The following is a 17,233-nucleotide window of genomic DNA, read 5'->3' as shown; positions in this document are numbered from 1 at the left end:
TCATGCGCATCTCCACGCTCGCCCCTGCCGCTCTCCTGCTCAGCCTGTTCGCCCTGCCAGCTCACGCCGGTACCGACCTGAGCGCACTGAGTGGCGCCCTCAGCTCCCAGCTGGGTGGCAAAACCGGCGACTGCCAGCAACACGCCAAAGATCTGCAAGCCAAGATCGATGCCGCTGAAGCCAAGAACGACACGCTGTCGGTCAAGGCCTATAAAGCTGCGCAGGATCAGGTCAACAAAGGTTGTGACAAACTCGCCGAAGGCCAGGCCAAAGTGGATGCCAAGCAGCAAACCACCGAAGCCAAGGCGGATAAGAACGACGCCGTGAAAGCCCTGGGCGGTCTGTTCAAGTAAGCAGAAACACCCGGTAAAAAGCCCCGCACTGTCGGGGCTTTTTTGTGGGCGTGTGGATCATTTAGGCTGGGCGTCCCTTCCGAGCAAGGATGCTCATGATGCGACGATTGATGGTTCTGCTCTTCAGCGCGCTGGCCTGTTCAGCCTGGGCCGAAAACTGCCCGGATGACGCCCGCACACAGGTCGATACCCTGGCCGAACAGATACGCCGGTGGGATGACAGTTACCACCGGCTCGGCCAATCCCCGGTCAACGACGAACTCTACGACCAGGCCCGCCAGCGCCTGGCCCGCTGGCGTCAGTGTTTACCCCGAACCGCCGCAATAACCGACAACCCGCTGGCCAGTTCACGGGGCACCCTGCCCCATCCGGTCGCCCACACCGGCCTGGAAAAACTGCTGGATGAACAGGCCGTCGACACATGGCTGGGTACACGCCAGGACGTCTGGATCCAGCCCAAGGTCGATGGCGTCGCCGTGACCCTGGTGTATCGCCAGGGCCAACTGAGCCAGGTGATCAGCCGCGGTGACGGCGCGTTGGGCCAGGACTGGTCAACCTCGGCCCGCAAGATCCCGGGCATTGTCGCGCAACTGCCGGAGCCCATTGACCTGGTGCTGCAAGGCGAACTCTATTGGCGCCTGCACGATCATGTGCAATCGGCTCGCGGCGGGCTCAATGCGCGCAGCAAGGTGGCGGGCCTGATGAACCGCCAGCACCTGAGCGACACCGAAGCCGCCCGTATCGGCCTGTTTGTGTGGGCCTGGCCCGAGGGGCCGACCTCGTTCACCGAACGCTTGGCCGCACTGGCGCGCTGGGGTTTCCCCGACGCCCAGCGCTATAGCCAGCCCGTCCAGCACATCAACGACGCCGCGCACTGGCGCACCTATTGGTATGACCACCCACTGCCCTTCGCCAGCGATGGCGTGGTGCTGCACCAGGCCATGCGCGCGCCCGCCGTGCGCTGGAAAACCAGCGCGCCGTATTGGGCGGTCGCGTGGAAGTATCCGATCAGCCAAGCCCTGGCCCTGGTGCGCAAGGTCCACTTCAACATCGGGCGCACTGGGCGCATCACGCCCATCCTCGAGTTGGAGCCCGTGTGGCTGGATGACCGGCAGATCACCCGCGTCAGCGTCGGCTCATTGAAACGTTGGCAAGCCCTGGATATACGCCCCGGCGACCAAGTGTCCATCAGCCTGGCAGGCCAGGTGATCCCACGGTTGGACCAGGTGATTCTGCGCAATACCACACGGGTCGACCTGCCAGTGCCCGACCCCTCGGACTTTCACGCCCTGAGTTGCTGGCAACTGGACCCAGGCTGCGAAGAGCAACTGCTGGCCCGCCTCACCTGGCTCAGCGGCAACCAGGGCCTGTCGTTGCCCCATTTGGGCGCCGAGACCTGGAACGTATTGATCCAGGCCGGTCTAATCGCAGGCTTTCTTGATTGGTTGACCCTGGATGCGGCAGAGCTTGCTAACATTGATGGCTTCGGTGATCGCAGCCGTGCACGGGTGCTCGACAGCCTGCACAGCGCACGGCAACGGCCCTTTGCACAATGGCTGAAAGCCCTCGGCGTACCGCCTGCGGCACGTAACAACCTGGAAGGCGGCTGGCAAACGCTGGTCGCCAGAGACACCCAGGCCTGGCTGGCCATCGACGGCATCGGCCCGGGCCGCGCGGCGCAATTGAGCGCTTTTTTTCGCGACCCGCAGGTACAGGCCTTGGCTGAAACATTACGCGTGGCGGGGATAGACGGCTTTTGAGCCCTCTGCCTCGTCATCAGATTGCGACCTTGGAGCCCCACATGAAATTTCTCGCCCCTTTTGCCCTGCTGACCGTCGCAACCTTCATGGCCACGCCGCTGTTGGCGGCCCAGGAAGCGCCACAACTCACCGGTTGCGCCGCCAAGCGCCAAGCCATCAGCGCCCAGATCGAACAGGCCAAGGCCCACGGCAACAGCGCCCAGCAAGCCGGGCTGGAAAAAGCCCTGAGCGAAGTCACCGCCAATTGTACCGACGCGTCCTTGAAGAAAGAGCGGGAAAACAAGGTGCTCGACGCCAAGCACGAAGTCAGCCGCCGTCAGGCCGACCTCGACAAAGCGATGAAAAAAGGCGATGCCGAGAAGATCAACAAGCGCAAGGACAAGCTCGCTCAGTCGCGCAAGGAATTGCAGGACGCGGTGGAAGACCTCGACAAGTAATACCGGTCAGTGGTCCCGGAACTGTTTATGGCAGGCGCTGCAGGCATCTTCGACTTTCTGCACCGCCGGCCCCAGGTTGCTGGCCTTGTAAGGCTGCACTTGGCTTGCGGTCACCAATTCACCGGTGGCCGCCTCAAGGTCGCGGGCCAATTGCTGGAATTGCGCCTGCTTCTGCCAGACATCGTCCTTGGCGCTGGTGTGATCTTCTTCACGCACGCTCGGGAAATGTTTCCAGGGCTCATGGGACAACGCGTCCAGCTTGACCGCACCCTCGGCGAATTTCGCGCCGTCGAACGGGATGCGCCCACGCAACATGCCACCCAGGTCTTCGCCGGTCTTGAGCATCTGCTTGAAGATCGCCTTGCGCTGGCCCAGGGGCGAATTCGGATCAACGCCGCCGCAGGCGGACAGTGTCAGGCAGGCCAGCAATACAACGGTCAGTCTTTTAAAAGTCATGGTGGCTTCAGGGTCACGGGAAACGGCGGCCAGTATCCTCGCCCCGCCCGTAAAGACCAATAGCCCTATTAATAATAAGGGTTGCCCGCAAACGTCACCGCGTGGGCAATCGCTTCAGGAATTGCGTGTATGAATGGCACCTCCACCCCCTGGGCCCGCCGTCTGGCGTGGGCTCTGCCGATGATCGCGCTGCTGGCCGGCTGTGACGCGGGTAAAGAAACAGGCAACGAGCCGCTCAAGCCTGAGCCCGCTCAACCCCACGCGGTTGCCACTTATGTCAGCGCACCGTGGGACGCGTTGCCGGCAGTGTCCGACAGTGACTTGCTGGCGGGTTTTGAATCCTGGCGCAGCGCCTGCCAACGCCTCAAGGCCGACCCGATCTGGGGCGCGACCTGCGCAGCGGCGACCAGCGTGCCGGCGAATGCCGTGGCCGTGCGGGGTTTCCTCAAGGAGCGTTTGGATGTGTTTGGCCTGCGTTCGGCAGACAACTCGCCAAACGGCTTGATCACCGGCTACTACGAACCGGTCTACCCCGGCAGCCTGACCCAGACGGCCAAGGCGCATGTGCCGGTATACGGCGTGCCGGATGACCTGATCATCGTCAACCTGGAAAGCATCTACCCCGAACTCAAGGGCAAGCGCCTGCGTGGTCGCCTGGAAGGTCGCGTGCTCAAGCCTTACGACGATGCCAGCGCCATCAACGGCCAAGGCTCGACCGCCAAGCCGATCGCCTGGCTGACCGATCCGATGGACCTGCAATTCCTGCAAATCCAGGGCTCGGGCCGCATCCAATTGGCCGGCGGGCGCCAACTGCGTGTGGGCTATGGCGACCAGAACGGCTATCCCTACCGCCCTATCGGCCGCTGGCTGGTAGAACAAGGCGAGCTGAAGAAAGAAGACGTGACCATGGGCGCCATCAGCGCCTGGGCCAAGGCCCATCCGCAGCGTATCCCGGAACTGCTGGCGAGCAACCCCAGCTACGTGTTCTTCAGCGCCCGCCCCGACAGCAACGAAGGCCCACGCGGCTCGCTCAACGTGCCGCTGACTGCCGGCTACAGCGTGGCAGTGGATCGCAAGGTGATTCCGTTGGGCAGTCTGTTGTGGCTATCGACCACCAAACCGGATGGCTCGCCCATCGCCAGGCCCGTGGCCGCGCAGGACACTGGTGGCGCCATTACCGGCGAAGTGCGTGCGGACTTGTTCTGGGGCACCGGTGCAGCGGCAGGTGAGCTGGCGGGGAATATGAAGCAGCAGGGGCAGATCTGGATGTTGTGGCCCAAGGGCGCGGCATTGCCACAAGTGCCGGAAACACTCTAGGAACGGGCTTGATAGGGTGAGAGGGCTTGCTGTGGCGAGGGAGCTTGCTCCCGCTGGGCTGCGCAGCGGCCCCAGAATCTTGGGAGCGCTTCGCACTCCAGCGGGAGCAAGCTCCCTCGCCACAGATGATCCCCCTCTACAGGGGGTTTATGCCGACCGTTAGATAGAGACGAAGAAGAAACTCGCAATCAACGCCATCCCCACGAACCACACCAGCGAACGCAGGATCGCCCAGTCCGCCACGTAGCAAATGATGTACAACAGGCGACTGGTGATAAACAACACCGCCAGCACATTGATCGTCACCAACTCCGCCGTACCGGCCAGGTGCGCGATGATCACCGCCGCCGCAAACGCCGGGGTAACTTCAAAGCTGTTGAGCTGAGCGTTGTGGGCGCGCTTGGCAAACCCATCGAGGGTTTCCAGGAACGCGCGCGGGTCATGGTTCTGCCGAGGGCCGAACTTACCACCGCTGAACTTGGCCACACCCGTGCACAGGTAAGGCAGGAAAATTGCGATCAACACACACCAGAAGGCCACCGTCATCACTGATTCCTTTTTTGTTTTCAAACAGAAATTAGAGTTTTAGCACTAAACATCGCAAGCCGCACTCCCCCGCTATGAACCGCTACACCCGCAAAGGTTCTATCAGCCAATTAGCGTTTGCCTTGCAACATCACGCCGCTGCTGCGGTCCATCCACCCACTGATAAACCCACACCCAACTTCCAAGGACCCCGGATGCTTGAACTTGTCGCCGCCTTCATATGCCTCACCACCCTGCTCACCTATGTGAATTTCCGCTTTATCGGCCTGCCGCCCACCATCGGTGTGATGGTCACGGCCCTGCTGTTTTCCCTGATTCTGCAAGGCCTGAGCTTTATCGGTTACCCAGGCCTGGAAGAACGCATCCAGCAATTGATCGGCCAGATCGACTTCGGCGACCTGCTGATGAACTGGATGCTCTCGTTCCTGCTGTTCGCCGGTGCCTTGCACGTCAACCTGAGCGACCTGCGCAGCTACCGCTGGCCCATCGGCCTGCTGGCGACCTTTGGCGTGTTGATCGCCACCGTGGTGATCGGCAGCCTGGCGTATTACATCTTTGCCCTGTTTGGCTGGCACGTAAGCTTCCTGTACTGCCTGCTGTTCGGCGCGCTGATCTCGCCTACCGACCCGATTGCGGTATTGGGCGTATTGCGTACCGCCAATGCCTCGAAGCCCTTGAAGACCACCATCGTCGGCGAGTCGCTGTTCAACGACGGCACGGCAGTGGTGGTATTTACCGTCTTGCTCGGCATCGCACAGTTAGGCGAGACACCCACGGTAGGCGCTACAGCCATGCTGTTCGCCCATGAAGCGCTGGGCGGCGTGGTGTTCGGCGGCCTGATCGGCTACCTGGTGTACCTGATGATCAAGAGCATCGAGCAGCACCAGATCGAAGTGATGCTGACCCTCGCCCTGGTGATCGGCGGCTCGGCGATGGCCACCGAACTGCACGTCTCGGCACCGATTGCGATGGTGGTCGCGGGCCTGATCATCGGCAACCTGGGCCGTAAGCTGGCAATGAACGACATGACCCGCCGCTACCTCGACGGTTTCTGGGAGTTGCTCGATGACATGCTCAACGCCTTGCTGTTCGCCTTGATCGGCATGGAGTTGCTGCTGTTGCCGTTCAACTGGCTGCATGTGTTCGCTGCCTGCTTGCTCGCGGTGGCCATCCTGCTTTCGCGTCTGCTGACGGTAGCCCCGGCGATCCTGCTGCTACGCCGCTGGCGCACAGTGCCGCGTGGCACGATCCGCATCCTGACCTGGGGCGGCTTGCGCGGCGGGGTTTCGGTCGCGCTCGCACTGGCACTGCCGTTGGGCCCCGAGCGTGACCTGCTGCTGAGCATCACCTACATCGTGGTGCTGTCGTCGATCCTGCTGCAGGGGTTGAGCATCGGCAAGCTGGTCAAGCGCGTGACCCGTGATGACCCCAACGTTGTGCAGGACGCCTCGACTCATTGAGCCAGGGAAACCTCACGGCTGAAAAACAGCGTTTGTGCGACATCCCGCTCGATGATGGTGCGGTAGAGACCGAGTAACCGTTCGGGTTGCCCCTGTGCCGCACGCAGTTGCTGCTGGAAACCGGTAACTGCCCTACCGGCGGGCTTGAGATGAGCAAAGTAGAAACCCATTGCCCCTCCGGTATGTCCGGCGGGGTAATGGAAATGGGCAAACCAGAGGACCTCCGGGGGCACGCTACTCTCCGTGACCTTCTGTATGTAAAAGCTGCGAAACACCGGTGACACGCCGACGCCAGACTTAAGCGTGGTACCGCTCACCGCCTTGATCTCGATGACCCCTTCAGCCAACAAGTCCGCGATCCCGACGGTCGTAGGTTCGCGGCTCAAGACCATGCGTTGATAAGCCTCCCGGCCAGCCCGGATCAGCTCGTTGGCCTTGTCTGTCAATTCTTTCTCCAGTAACCGCTGTAGTGGGTCATGCTGCGCCTCTTGACTAAGAGGCTCGCTGGTACGCTGCACCTTCATCAGCATTTCTTCAGCCAACAGCTCCAGGCCTGCCCGCACCGCTCGAGGTGCAATCCGGCTGCTCTGCTCCAAGGCAGGCAACGCCTCAATGGCGGCAGTGCCACGGCGAACCAATAGCAGGCTGCTGATGTAACTCAGTGGCTTCGCCTGGGCGACTTGAGCGTCGTTGACCGCCCGCAACACCCAGTCCGTATCGCCGTTCGTTTCGACTTTCCTGACGAAGCTCGCGTAAACCCTCTGGGTGTAGGGGTCGACAAAATCCATCGATTCCCCGCCGCTGTTCGAGGGGCTGCTCAAGGTTGCGATCAGCCTGCCGTAATGACGACTCTGGATGATCCGCTCCGACACACGCCCCTCAAAAGGCGATAGCACCGCTTGATTATCGTAATGCTCCTCATAGATACCTGACAGGTCTTGCAGTATTTCCTCTCGGATACCACAGATGTAGTTGCGGTAGTCCTCCAGTGCCCCTGACTCAATAAAACTATTGGGGGTGCCGGCAACCCGCGCCAACCGCGCATCCGACCAGGCCAGCTCATCAATGACGTCATTCATCAAATGCCTGCGCTGCACGAAGCCGTAGCCCGGGTCGGTAGAGAGCTGGCGATAACTGGACAGCTTCAAGCGGCACCGCAGGTGGACATCCTCCAGCAGGCTCAGCGCCTCCATTCCGGGAGCTTCGGCCCGGGCTTTCAAACAACGCAGCACCAATGGCCGCAACCCGGCCTCCCACCAGGCCACAATCGACGCTTTGTCGTGCCAGTCAGGGGTATCCAACGCGCTGAGCGGTGTATCGTCCGCACGCACCGTGTCGAGAATCGCCTCGTAGGCAACGCGCTGTTCGCGACACAACGCGACTGCCCGCTCATGTGTCTTCACCAATAGATCGAGGCCGGCACGCATCGATTTGGGAACGGTGCGCTTGGCAACTTCGCTCAATGTGAGCGGCTTGAAGCCGCTAAGGTTGGTTAACTGCTCGTAAAGCGTGATACGCCGAAGCGCCATCAATTCGACCTGGAAACGCAGGCAGCGCACCTGGCTCTCCAGAAAGCCATGGAGCAGTTGCGCGTAATCTTTCACGACACCTGCAAGACGGCGCTGCTGCAGGAGTTCCACCAACAGTTTCGCGCGCTGCTGCATCAAGGCCACACTGTCATTTTTGCGCTCGATGGCGTTTAGACGGCTGTTCAGGTTTTTTTCTGCGCGCAGCGTCGTGATTACCCCGTCACCTGGCATTCGGGCCCCGATAAACTGCGCATGAAGGGCGTCGAACTGCGTCGTCAGTTCGCTGGCATGAGTACTGGTCGGAGAAGCCTGGCCCCTCGCGCCGCCCAACAAACGCAAACGCAGGTCCAGGGCCCATTGCCCCTTTGCAGTGGGTTTTAGCCACGGCCCCCAGCGACCGTTGGCACCAACCACCCGCACGCTGTCGCGTTCAACGTTCACCCTGAAACAATACGTGTCGACCTCGGCGTACCATTGACCATTGCTGCGCCAAAGCCCGGACGTTGCTCCACTGGTTGCCTGGGTTGCATCAGCTGGCTTGGTCAGGCTGAGGGTTTGCAAGTCCGCTACCTGGGAGGGCGTCAGCCGACTGGAGGCCGCTAGCCAGCTATAGTCGATTGGCGTGAGCGGCGCACTCGCATCGAGCCCGGCGTCCATATCCGGCAGTTGGACTTGCAGGGTGCCCATCGCCGGTGTGTCTATGTCGAATTGACCTGCGTTTTCCGGGAGAGTGTCTACGCCACCTTCCTCCGCCCTCCCATCCTCGCGCCTGACGGTATCCAGGACATCACTGGCGTAATGCATAAGCACCAACGCCATATTCAGGAAAAAACCGACCAGCGCACCGCCTTGATCGTTATTCTCGCCCTCGTTCACCTGGGCAATTTGTTCGTGCACGGCCCAGGCCACCTGCAACCATCCGGCGATGGCCAACGGCCCCGTTACCAACGGCATGACACTGTTCAGCCCCAAGGACAGCCCTTCCATACGCCGGGCCCAGAGGTATTCGCGGTTGGACACCGACTGTTTGTCCGCCTGTTCAAGCACCGCCTGAACCTGGCTTTCATACAGATGCTGCCCGTAGTCACCCTGCACCTCTTCACTGGCCAGCATCGCCGGTTCGCTGGTCAACGCATCGATCAGAAGAGCCAAGCCATCAAGGGTGTTGAAATGAGGGACAACAAAACCATTGCCCTGGTAGGTCGCACGTGCATCGGCACTCATCCATCCAAGCACCTGTTGCTGCAAGGCGCCTGGCTGCTCGATGGCCATAAGCAGATCGTGCCGGCTGGCGAACTCCATCAGCTTGGGCCGCGCCATCGGGCGAAACAGCACCACCGGGCCGGCATCGAGCGAGCGCGGCCCAAAGACAAACATGTTCATCACCACATCCGCCTCCGCAGAGGCACTGACCTTGAACGCCAGGGGCCTGAGAACGATGACCTGATCGCCCAGGTAACGCGCGGCGGCCTGCTCCTGCAGGACCGTCGCCACGGTTTCATAACCTTTGCGGCTGAACCCCCATTCGCCACGGCTGTAGAACTCCAGCGCCAGCATTGGCAGTTCAAGACGCAATTGCTCGATAAAACTGCGACTGCGCCACAGCACCTCGGGCGGTGAATCCTTGAGCTTTAGCGACACCTGCTTCGGATAGTTTTCACCAATGTCGACCTGGTTCACCAAGCGCTTGATCGCACTTGGCGTCAACCATTTGGGCGGCGCATCACCGTTGCGCAACGAAACCTGAATAGCGTCCCCCGGCAAGCTGGCCAGGTTTTCCAGCGCGACCTTGAGCAGCGTGGTGATGATCTTGACCGGAAAACCACCGGCGGCAGATACCCCCCTGATTGTATGGATCGTGACGATTACGTCGTCCGGCTCAACGTTGGACGGTGTGGGATAAGCTGCCATCAGCGCTTGTCGGGCAAAGACCAACAGCGACGGCACACCGTCATCGAAAAAACGCCAGTTGGGTTGTTTGAACAACATACCCAGCCTGCGCAGCAGCTGGGAAAACTCCCCACGTACTTCGCGGCTGGCACCCTTCAGCCATTGCGGCAACGCGCCGTAGAGTCGGCTCAGGGCGGGGTTGTCGGCGATGCGCAGGCTGTCGAAATCCCCCGTGGCCAGCCATTGCACCCGATCCAGCAAAGCGGCGCTCCAGTAACGTGACTGACGCCCCAACACAACACCCAATTGCAGGTCACTCAATTGTTTGGCCAGAAAGCTCAGGGCGAATCCGTCGAAAATATTGCAACGTGGCTCGTATAGCCGCCATTGCATCTCACGCCCTGAAGCCAGCCCGCTGAGGCGCGTGCGCAACGCAGTGCCCAGCGCATCACGCGAGGCAAACACTTCGATGCCAGCACCCAGAGTAAAAAGCAGGAGTCTCTCACCGGTGCCCGCCGGGCCGATGATCACCATGCCGCGCAACAATTCCAGGTACTTGCTGCCGGCCTCTCCCCACTGGTCCACCAGATAGGCTCGGGTCGTGCCGCTGCGCAGGTTGTTGTCCGGCATGCGCAGGACCTCATTGATCATTTGGCGGTGGGCGGGGTCTGCCACCAGCGTGGGTACATTGAATTGTCGCAAAGTCTCTTTCAACAGCAGGGACAGTGATTCGAAGCGGCTACGCGCTGCGATGGACAGCTCAGTCCAGTCATCGATCAAGGCCTGCTGGCACACCTCAAGCAACAGCGGCCCGCGCTGGTTGACGGCATCTTGAGCATCCAGGTTTTTCAACGGAGAGATTTTGAGCGGCGTGCTACCCGGCTGCGCGATCAACTGTTGGCCTTGGGTGTAGTCAACCCAGACACCGTCGACGAAACGGTTGATCAACGCGTCAACCAACGTGCAAAGCTGGGGCTGCGCAACACTGATGGTTTTGTCGTGGTAGCGATAACGCGGTGCCAGCAACAGCGGAACCCTATCGGTAACGGCCACCTGAGGAAACGTGGCCCGCAAGGTGCGCTGCAAGTCTTGTGCAACGATCACTTGCAGCGAGGATCGGCCTGCAAACAGCGCCTGAATGTCCCTGGCTGCCCGCTGCAAGAGCGTCAGGTGGTAAAGCGAATGAGGCATGTTGAGCATGGGTACGTCCTTGAGAAGACGCGGGCCCTGAAGTCGACCCGCCGTGGCAGCGTGCCGACTCATCGCTCTCCCAGGGTGGCTAGCGGATACCACCCGATGGCTTTTCAGGCGGAGGATGCCTTGGGTCCGCTACCTTGTTGCCCGGCAGGCTGCTTTCACTGCGGATCTGCGCATGGCTGATCAAGGCAAAGATAAAGCTGCCGCCAATGATATTGCCGGCCAAGGTCGGCCCGGCGAACACCAGCCAGAAGTCCTTCCACGCCAGCTCGCCGGCAAACACCAGATAGGACACTTCCGCCGAGCCGACGACGATGTGGGTAAAGTCGCCAAGGGCCATCAGGTAGGTGATCAGGATGATGATCCACAGCTTGGCGCTTTCCATCGACGGGATCATCCACACCATGGTCGCGATCATCCAGCCGGAGACAATGCCCTTGGCGAACATCTGCCCGGGGTCGTTTTCCATGACCTTGCGACCGATCTCCAAAAAAGCCAGGTCGGTCTTGGTGTCGAAGATCGGCAAGTGCAGCATCACGTAGGCCACCAGCAAGGTGCCGCACAGGTTGCCCACCAGCACCACCGTCCACAAACGCAACAGGCGCCCGGCATTGGCCAGGGTTGGTTTGCTCATCACCGGCAACACAGCGGTCAGGGTGTTTTCGGTGAACAGCTGCTGACGCGCAAGAATCACCGCGAGGAAGCCGGCGCAGTAGCCGAAGCTGGCGATCACCTTGAATTCTTCGCCGTCCGGCAGCCGCGAATTAAGCAGCCCCATGCCCATCAGCGACAGGCCCATGGTCAAGCCGGCGGCCAGCGCCGACCACCACAACGCTGCCACATTGCGCTCCAGCTCCTGGTCGCCCTGGGTCCGGATGATTTCATGCAGAACCGCCGCGCGGGGCGGCTGGTTCTTGTCGACGTCGTGCTGCTCTTCCTGCGACAGATTGGGGGTCTTGCCGTCTGCTTGAGTGGCCATGATCACGTGCGTCCAAGGGGTGCCTTAAGCTACGACACGCGACGACGGTGACTGTTCATTTAAGCGGTATGCGCCAGGCCTTGGCCATTTCCACGGTGGTGGATTTGAACGGCTTGCCCCAGGGTTTATTGCGCGCCTTATAGTTCTGGACGATGTCTTCCAGCGCGGCGTTGAACTCGCCCGGTGTGGTGGCCTTGGACAGCTTGAGGGCTACACGGTGCAACAGTTCAACGTTGGACGCCGGCTGGCCCGGGCGGTAAAGCGACGGGTAGATGACCTCCCGGGTGAAGTTCTCGGCTTTCACCGCGATATCGCGCCTTTTCATTTCGGCGACGGCACTGGTCATCACCTTCGACATCGGCGTGCCCGCCGCAGCCTTCGCCGCCACCTGCATCAACTGCTGAAAATTGTGCTGGCCCGCCGCATTCAGGCGCTGCCCCAACCACTCGACGTGCTCAGGCCGACGGGCGAGTGCGTCCAGGTTACGCAGGGCCACCGCGATCTGCGGGGTGATCATCAAGACGTCGCTGGCCCGATTGGCCTCGCTGACGGCGCTGTCCAAGGCTTGCAACGTCTGCTGCGCGCCCTTTCGAAACATCAATGCATCCGCAGCTGCCGGGTCTTTTTCCAACGGTTCCTGCACGCTGGCCAGCAAAGAGTCATCCATCGCCAGGACAGCGTCCTCCATGGACGCGAACGAGTACTTCTCACGCGACTTTTCCCGTGTCTCCAGGTGCGCCGTCACCGCCTGGTGGGCCTTCGCCTGCAAGTGCTGTTTCTGTTCGGGCGTCATGGTGAAGTTGACGGTGCCGTTGAACATGCCGCGAAAGTCGCCTTTGTCCGTGTTCAGTGGCAGGGTCACCGTCTGGTCGGCATACGCCTTGAGTCGCTCTTCTTGATAAGCCGCGGCAGCGGTGTGTGGCGTACCGGTAACTTTATCGACGATATTGCTGATAAATCCGCCGCTTTTTTTCGGAGTGGTTTCCTCGGACTCGAACTTGACGACCAAGGACTCAGGCTGGTTCAACGGGCCTTGCGGCTGCGGCTGCCCGATCACGCCAGGCGCGGGCGTATTGGCGAGTAGCCCACCGTCCTGGAAAGCCGTGGTCTCAGCCACTTGCTGGAACCCATGGCCTTGCTCTAGCGGGCTCTTGAACAACCCCGGCAGCGAACCGGAAATGCGTGCGGCGCGGGCGATATCCATGTCCGGGGTCAGGCTGGCGTTGAACACCACCAATTGCGGACGGCCGTCGAACATACCGGTGCCGGTGATGTTGAGTTGCTTGATCGCCGGAATATGGCGGTTCAACACCTCAAGGTCACGAAAGGTCGGCGCGCCACCGGCGCTCAGCCTGTCGGCAATCTTCATGACTTCGGCGGGTCGGGTTTCCCTGGGCATGTCAGCGATATGGGCCAGGATCGATTTGCGCGACTCATTGCGCATCATCTCTTCAAGGGGCGAGGCCTCGGTTTGCAGGCGCGGCAACATGGTCAGCAACAGTTGGGAAATGTTGCCGCCCGCACCAGGCAGGCGCCCGGCAAGTTTGCCGAGCTGCGTGCTGATCGTTTGCAGCCAGGCCGTTACCGGGTCTTTGCTGTTGAGCAGGCTGGGCAGGTCGACGCTGTTCGACAACTCGCCGAACGCCTTGGCGCCCAGGCCACTGGCGAGCAAGGTGGCGGAAATCGCCCCGGCAGACGAGCCGGAAATCACCTTCACACCTTGCAGCTTCTTGCCCTCTTCCAGCGCTTGCACCATCCCCGGAAAGGCAATGCCTTTGGCACCACCGCCGCTGAGCACCAGGTGACTGGGCGGCGGCGGTGACACAACCACCTCCACTCGCCCATCGCTATGACGGTAAAGGCTCAACTTGCGTGGGCCTACGCCTTCGACCAGAGGCGCCTTCACGTCATGGTCGATTTTCCGAGGTGACAGGGGTTGGATCTGGACAGGCGAACTGGACACTTTCATACACAGGCTCTCTCTTCAGGATGTAGCCCTGAGTGATGAGAGCGCCTGGGAAAGATCCGTGCGGAATGATCTGGTAAAGCAAATCAGACCCGCGCAGGGGTTACTCGTCCTGGAACTGATCCTTCACGTACTTGATCTCGGTACGCCCGTGGGGCGCCGGCAAGCCGTCTTCGCCGAGGTTGACGAAGACCATTTTCTCCACGGTGAGGATGCTTTTGCGCGTGATCTTGTTGCGCACTTCGCAGGTCAGGGTGATGGAGGTGCGGCCGAACTCGGTGGCGGTGATGCCCAGTTCGATGATGTCGCCCTGGCGCGAGGCGCTGACAAAGTTGATTTCGGAGATGTACTTGGTCACCACGCGCTGGTTGCCCAATTGGACGATCGCGTAGATCGCCGCTTCTTCGTCGATCCAGCGCAGCAGGCTGCCACCGAACAGGGTGCCGTTGGGGTTGAGGTCTTCGGGTTTTACCCATTTGCGGGTGTGGAAGTTCATGGTCACTCCAAAGCGTCTTGCCGAATGATGGGCGTCATCATGGCAGAGGCCGCGCCAGAGCTCTATGAGGCATTGCCTATCACACCCATGAGGGATCTTCATGTGTCCGACAGAAAGGCTTGGGAAGTCTGGCGCACACGGCTATAATCGGCGCCGTTTCAAAACGGTCATATCAAATTGTTACCGTTTTCCCGCCACCTGTCCGAGGGGCGCTGCAGCAGGTTCAACCTGTCAGGCTCGGATGGGGCGTTGTCCGGCCGTTATCACCTGGCCAGATACTAAACGCACAACGGCGCCCATTCGCACACTACGAATGGAGGCTCTCTATGAGCGCTGTCAACACGCCTGCAGATTTCACCGACTACAAAGTCGCCGACATGTCCCTCGCTGCCTGGGGCCGTCGCGAAACCTTTATCGCCGAATCCGAAATGCCAGCCCTGATGGGTCTGCGCCGCAAATACGCTGGCGAGCAACCGCTCAAGGGCGCGAAGATCCTCGGCTGCATCCACATGACCATCCAGACTGCCGTGCTGATCGAAACCCTGGTTGCCCTGGGTGCCGAAGTGCGTTGGTCGTCCTGCAACATCTTCTCGACCCAAGACCAGGCCGCTGCTGCCATCGCCGCTGCCGGTATCGCGGTTTACGCCTGGAAAGGCGAGACCGAAGAAGAGTACGAGTGGTGCCTGGAGCAAACCATCCTCAAGGATGGCGCGCCTTGGGATGCCAACATGATCCTCGACGACGGCGGCGACCTGACCGAGCTGCTGCACAAGAAATACCCGGCGATCCTCGACCGCGTCCACGGCGTGACCGAAGAAACCACCACCGGCGTACACCGCCTGCTGGACATGCTGGCCAAGGGCGAGCTGAAAATCCCGGCCATCAACGTCAACGACTCGGTGACCAAGAGCAAGAACGACAACAAGTACGGCTGCCGTCACAGCCTGAACGACGCCATCAAGCGCGGCACCGACCACCTGCTGTCGGGCAAGCAAGCCCTGGTGATCGGCTACGGTGACGTGGGTAAGGGTTCGTCCCAGTCCCTGCGTCAGGAAGGCATGATCGTTAAGGTTTCCGAAGTTGACCCGATCTGCGCCATGCAAGCGTGCATGGACGGTTTCGAAGTGGTTTCGCCGTTCATCGACGGCCAGAACGACGGCACCGAAGCGAGCATCGACAAAGCCCTGCTGGGCAAGATCGACCTGATCGTGACCACCACTGGCAACGTCAATGTTTGCGACGCGAACATGCTCAAAGCCCTGAAGAAGCGCGCGGTTGTCTGCAACATCGGCCACTTCGACAACGAGATCGACACCGCTTTCATGCGCAAGAACTGGGCATGGGAAGAAGTGAAGCCACAGGTACACAAGGTTCACCGTACCGGCGCCGGCGATTTCGACCCACAGAACGACGACTACCTGATCCTGCTGGCCGAAGGCCGTCTGGTTAACCTGGGCAACGCCACTGGCCACCCAAGCCGCATCATGGACGGCTCGTTCGCCAACCAGGTACTGGCGCAGATCTTCCTGTTCGAGCAGAAATACGCCGACCTGTCGCCAGCCCAGAAAGCCGAGCGCCTGACCGTGGAAGTACTGCCGAAGAAACTCGACGAAGAAGTGGCCCTGGAAATGGTCCGCGGCTTCGGCGGCGTGGTGACTCAACTGACCAAGACCCAGGCCGACTACATCGGCGTGACCGTTGAAGGTCCGTTCAAGCCGCACGCTTACCGCTACTGATTTGCCTGCGGCCCGCTCCCTTTCAAGGGGAGCGGGCTTTATGTGGGAGCGGGCTTGTTGTGGCGAGGGAGCTTGCTCCCGCTGGGCTGCGAAGCGGCCCCAAGATTTTGGGAGCGCTGCGCGCTCCAGCGGGAGCAAGCTCCCTCGCCACATGCAAACCCGCTCCCACACAAGCCTTCCAGTTTCGAGTTTCCAAGGATACGACCATGTCCCAAGACCGTCGCTACAGCTTCGAGTTCTTCCCGACCAAGACCGATGCTGGGCATGAAAAACTGATGGCGACTGCCAAGCAGCTGGCCAGCTACAACCCCGACTTCTTCTCCTGCACCTACGGCGCCGGCGGCTCGACCCGTGACCGCACGATCAACACCGTGTTGCAGCTGGAAAGCGAAGTCAAAGTTCCCGCCGCTCCGCACTTGTCGTGCGTGGGCGACAGCAAGGCCGACCTGCGCGGCCTGCTGACCCAATACAAGCAAGCCGGCATCAAGCGCATTGTCGCCCTGCGCGGCGACCTGCCGTCCGGCATGGGCATCGCCAGCGGCGAGCTGCGCTACGCCAATGACCTGGTGAGCTTCATCCGCGAAGAAAGCGGCGACCACTTCCATATCGAAGTGGCGGCTTACCCGGAGATGCACCCCCAGGCACGCAATTTCGAAGACGATTTGCAGAACTTCGTGCGCAAGGCCAACGCCGGCGCCGACAGCGCGATCACCCAGTACTTCTTCAACGCCGACAGCTACTTCTACTTCGTCGAGCGTGTACGGGCCATGGGTGTGAACATCCCGATCGTGCCGGGCATCATGCCGATCACCAACTACAGCAAGCTCGCGCGCTTCTCCGACGCGTGCGGCGCCGAGATCCCACGCTGGGTACGCAAGCAACTGGAAGCCTACGGCGACGACGTCAAGAGCATCCAGGCGTTCGGCGAGCAGGTCATCAGCGAAATGTGTGAGCGTTTGTTGCAAGGTGGCGCACCCGGCCTGCACTTCTATACCCTCAACCAGGCCGATCCTAGCCTGGCAATCTGGAACAACCTCAAGCTGCCCCGCTAAGGTCTGTTCGCAGTTGCACCAGGGCCCTCGTTACCGCGAGGGCCTTTGTCGTTTAATAC

The 17,233-nt window shown here is 60.9% G+C and carries 13 protein-coding genes and 1 riboswitch; of the genes, 7 read left to right on the top strand and 6 right to left on the bottom strand.

What is annotated here, in order from left to right; genetic code table 11:
- Positions 1–2 precede the first annotated feature (2 nt).
- From ACZRMO_RS07790 to ACZRMO_RS07780, 3 genes are all read left to right on the top strand, one after another.
- Positions 3–353: a hypothetical protein gene (locus ACZRMO_RS07790; RefSeq protein ID WP_124527239.1), complete on the top strand. Its 351-nt coding sequence runs from the start codon at positions 3–5 to the stop codon at positions 351–353.
- A 95-nt stretch (positions 354–448) separates the two neighbouring features.
- Positions 449–2,113, top strand: a complete 1,665-nt coding sequence (gene ligB / locus ACZRMO_RS07785) for an NAD-dependent DNA ligase LigB (RefSeq protein ID WP_463972444.1) — start codon at positions 449–451, stop codon at positions 2,111–2,113.
- Between the two features lie 41 nt (positions 2,114–2,154).
- On the top strand, positions 2,155–2,550 hold the full coding sequence (locus ACZRMO_RS07780; protein WP_207040500.1) for a DUF1090 domain-containing protein: 396 nt from the start codon (positions 2,155–2,157) through the stop codon (positions 2,548–2,550).
- Between the two features lie 6 nt (positions 2,551–2,556).
- Here ACZRMO_RS07780 and ACZRMO_RS07775 read toward each other — a convergent pair whose 3' ends face one another.
- On the bottom strand, positions 2,557–3,006 hold the full coding sequence (locus ACZRMO_RS07775) for a c-type cytochrome (protein WP_028618262.1): 450 nt from the start codon (positions 3,004–3,006) through the stop codon (positions 2,557–2,559).
- A gap of 129 nt (positions 3,007–3,135) precedes the next feature.
- Between ACZRMO_RS07775 and mltA the strand changes: the two genes are divergently transcribed.
- A complete protein-coding gene (gene mltA / locus ACZRMO_RS07770) occupies positions 3,136–4,323 on the top strand; it encodes a murein transglycosylase A (RefSeq protein ID WP_463972443.1) in 1,188 nt (395 codons plus the stop codon).
- A gap of 159 nt (positions 4,324–4,482) precedes the next feature.
- On the opposite strand, the gene ACZRMO_RS07765 is transcribed toward mltA, so the two are convergent.
- A complete protein-coding gene (locus tag ACZRMO_RS07765; RefSeq protein WP_463972442.1) occupies positions 4,483–4,869 on the bottom strand; it encodes an MAPEG family protein in 387 nt (128 codons plus the stop codon).
- A gap of 194 nt (positions 4,870–5,063) precedes the next feature.
- On the opposite strand from ACZRMO_RS07765, the gene ACZRMO_RS07760 reads away from it, so the two are divergent.
- Positions 5,064–6,329 carry a cation:proton antiporter gene (locus tag ACZRMO_RS07760; RefSeq protein ID WP_463972441.1) on the top strand — a complete coding sequence of 422 codons (1,266 nt, stop codon included), beginning with the start codon at positions 5,064–5,066 and terminating at the stop codon, positions 6,327–6,329.
- Here the strand turns inward: ACZRMO_RS07760 and ACZRMO_RS07755 are convergent.
- The 4 genes from ACZRMO_RS07755 to ACZRMO_RS07740 all read right to left on the bottom strand — a co-directional run bounded on the left by ACZRMO_RS07755 (position 6,323) and on the right by ACZRMO_RS07740 (position 14,386).
- Entirely contained in the window at positions 6,323–10,948 is a 4,626-nt protein-coding gene (locus ACZRMO_RS07755) for a dermonecrotic toxin domain-containing protein (protein ID WP_463972440.1), read from the bottom strand. The two genes, ACZRMO_RS07760 and ACZRMO_RS07755, sit on opposite strands and share 7 nt — an antisense overlap.
- A 79-nt stretch (positions 10,949–11,027) precedes the next feature.
- Positions 11,028–11,924: a formate/nitrite transporter family protein gene (locus ACZRMO_RS07750; protein WP_463972439.1), complete on the bottom strand. Its 897-nt coding sequence runs from the start codon at positions 11,922–11,924 to the stop codon at positions 11,028–11,030.
- A gap of 55 nt (positions 11,925–11,979) precedes the next feature.
- Positions 11,980–13,893: a patatin-like phospholipase family protein gene (locus ACZRMO_RS07745; RefSeq protein ID WP_463972438.1), complete on the bottom strand. Its 1,914-nt coding sequence runs from the start codon at positions 13,891–13,893 to the stop codon at positions 11,980–11,982.
- A gap of 100 nt (positions 13,894–13,993) precedes the next feature.
- Entirely contained in the window at positions 13,994–14,386 is a 393-nt protein-coding gene (locus ACZRMO_RS07740; protein WP_016977737.1) for an acyl-CoA thioesterase, read from the bottom strand.
- Positions 14,387–14,584: 198 nt separating this feature from the next.
- Positions 14,585–14,691: riboswitch (S-adenosyl-L-homocysteine riboswitch) on the top strand.
- Between the two features lie 21 nt (positions 14,692–14,712).
- Here ACZRMO_RS07740 and ahcY point away from each other — a divergent pair.
- Together ahcY and metF are read left to right on the top strand one after the other, a co-directional pair.
- Positions 14,713–16,122 carry an adenosylhomocysteinase gene (ahcY, locus tag ACZRMO_RS07735; RefSeq protein ID WP_463972437.1) on the top strand — a complete coding sequence of 470 codons (1,410 nt, stop codon included), beginning with the start codon at positions 14,713–14,715 and terminating at the stop codon, positions 16,120–16,122.
- A 206-nt stretch (positions 16,123–16,328) separates the two neighbouring features.
- Positions 16,329–17,174: a methylenetetrahydrofolate reductase [NAD(P)H] gene (metF, locus tag ACZRMO_RS07730; RefSeq protein WP_124527283.1), complete on the top strand. Its 846-nt coding sequence runs from the start codon at positions 16,329–16,331 to the stop codon at positions 17,172–17,174.
- The last annotated feature ends 59 nt before the right edge of the window (positions 17,175–17,233 follow it).

The sequence above is a fragment of the Pseudomonas sp. B611 genome (assembly GCF_055407965.1).
The sequence above is the reverse complement of the archived record's forward strand: the minus strand, read 5'-3'. Positions and strand labels throughout refer to the sequence as shown.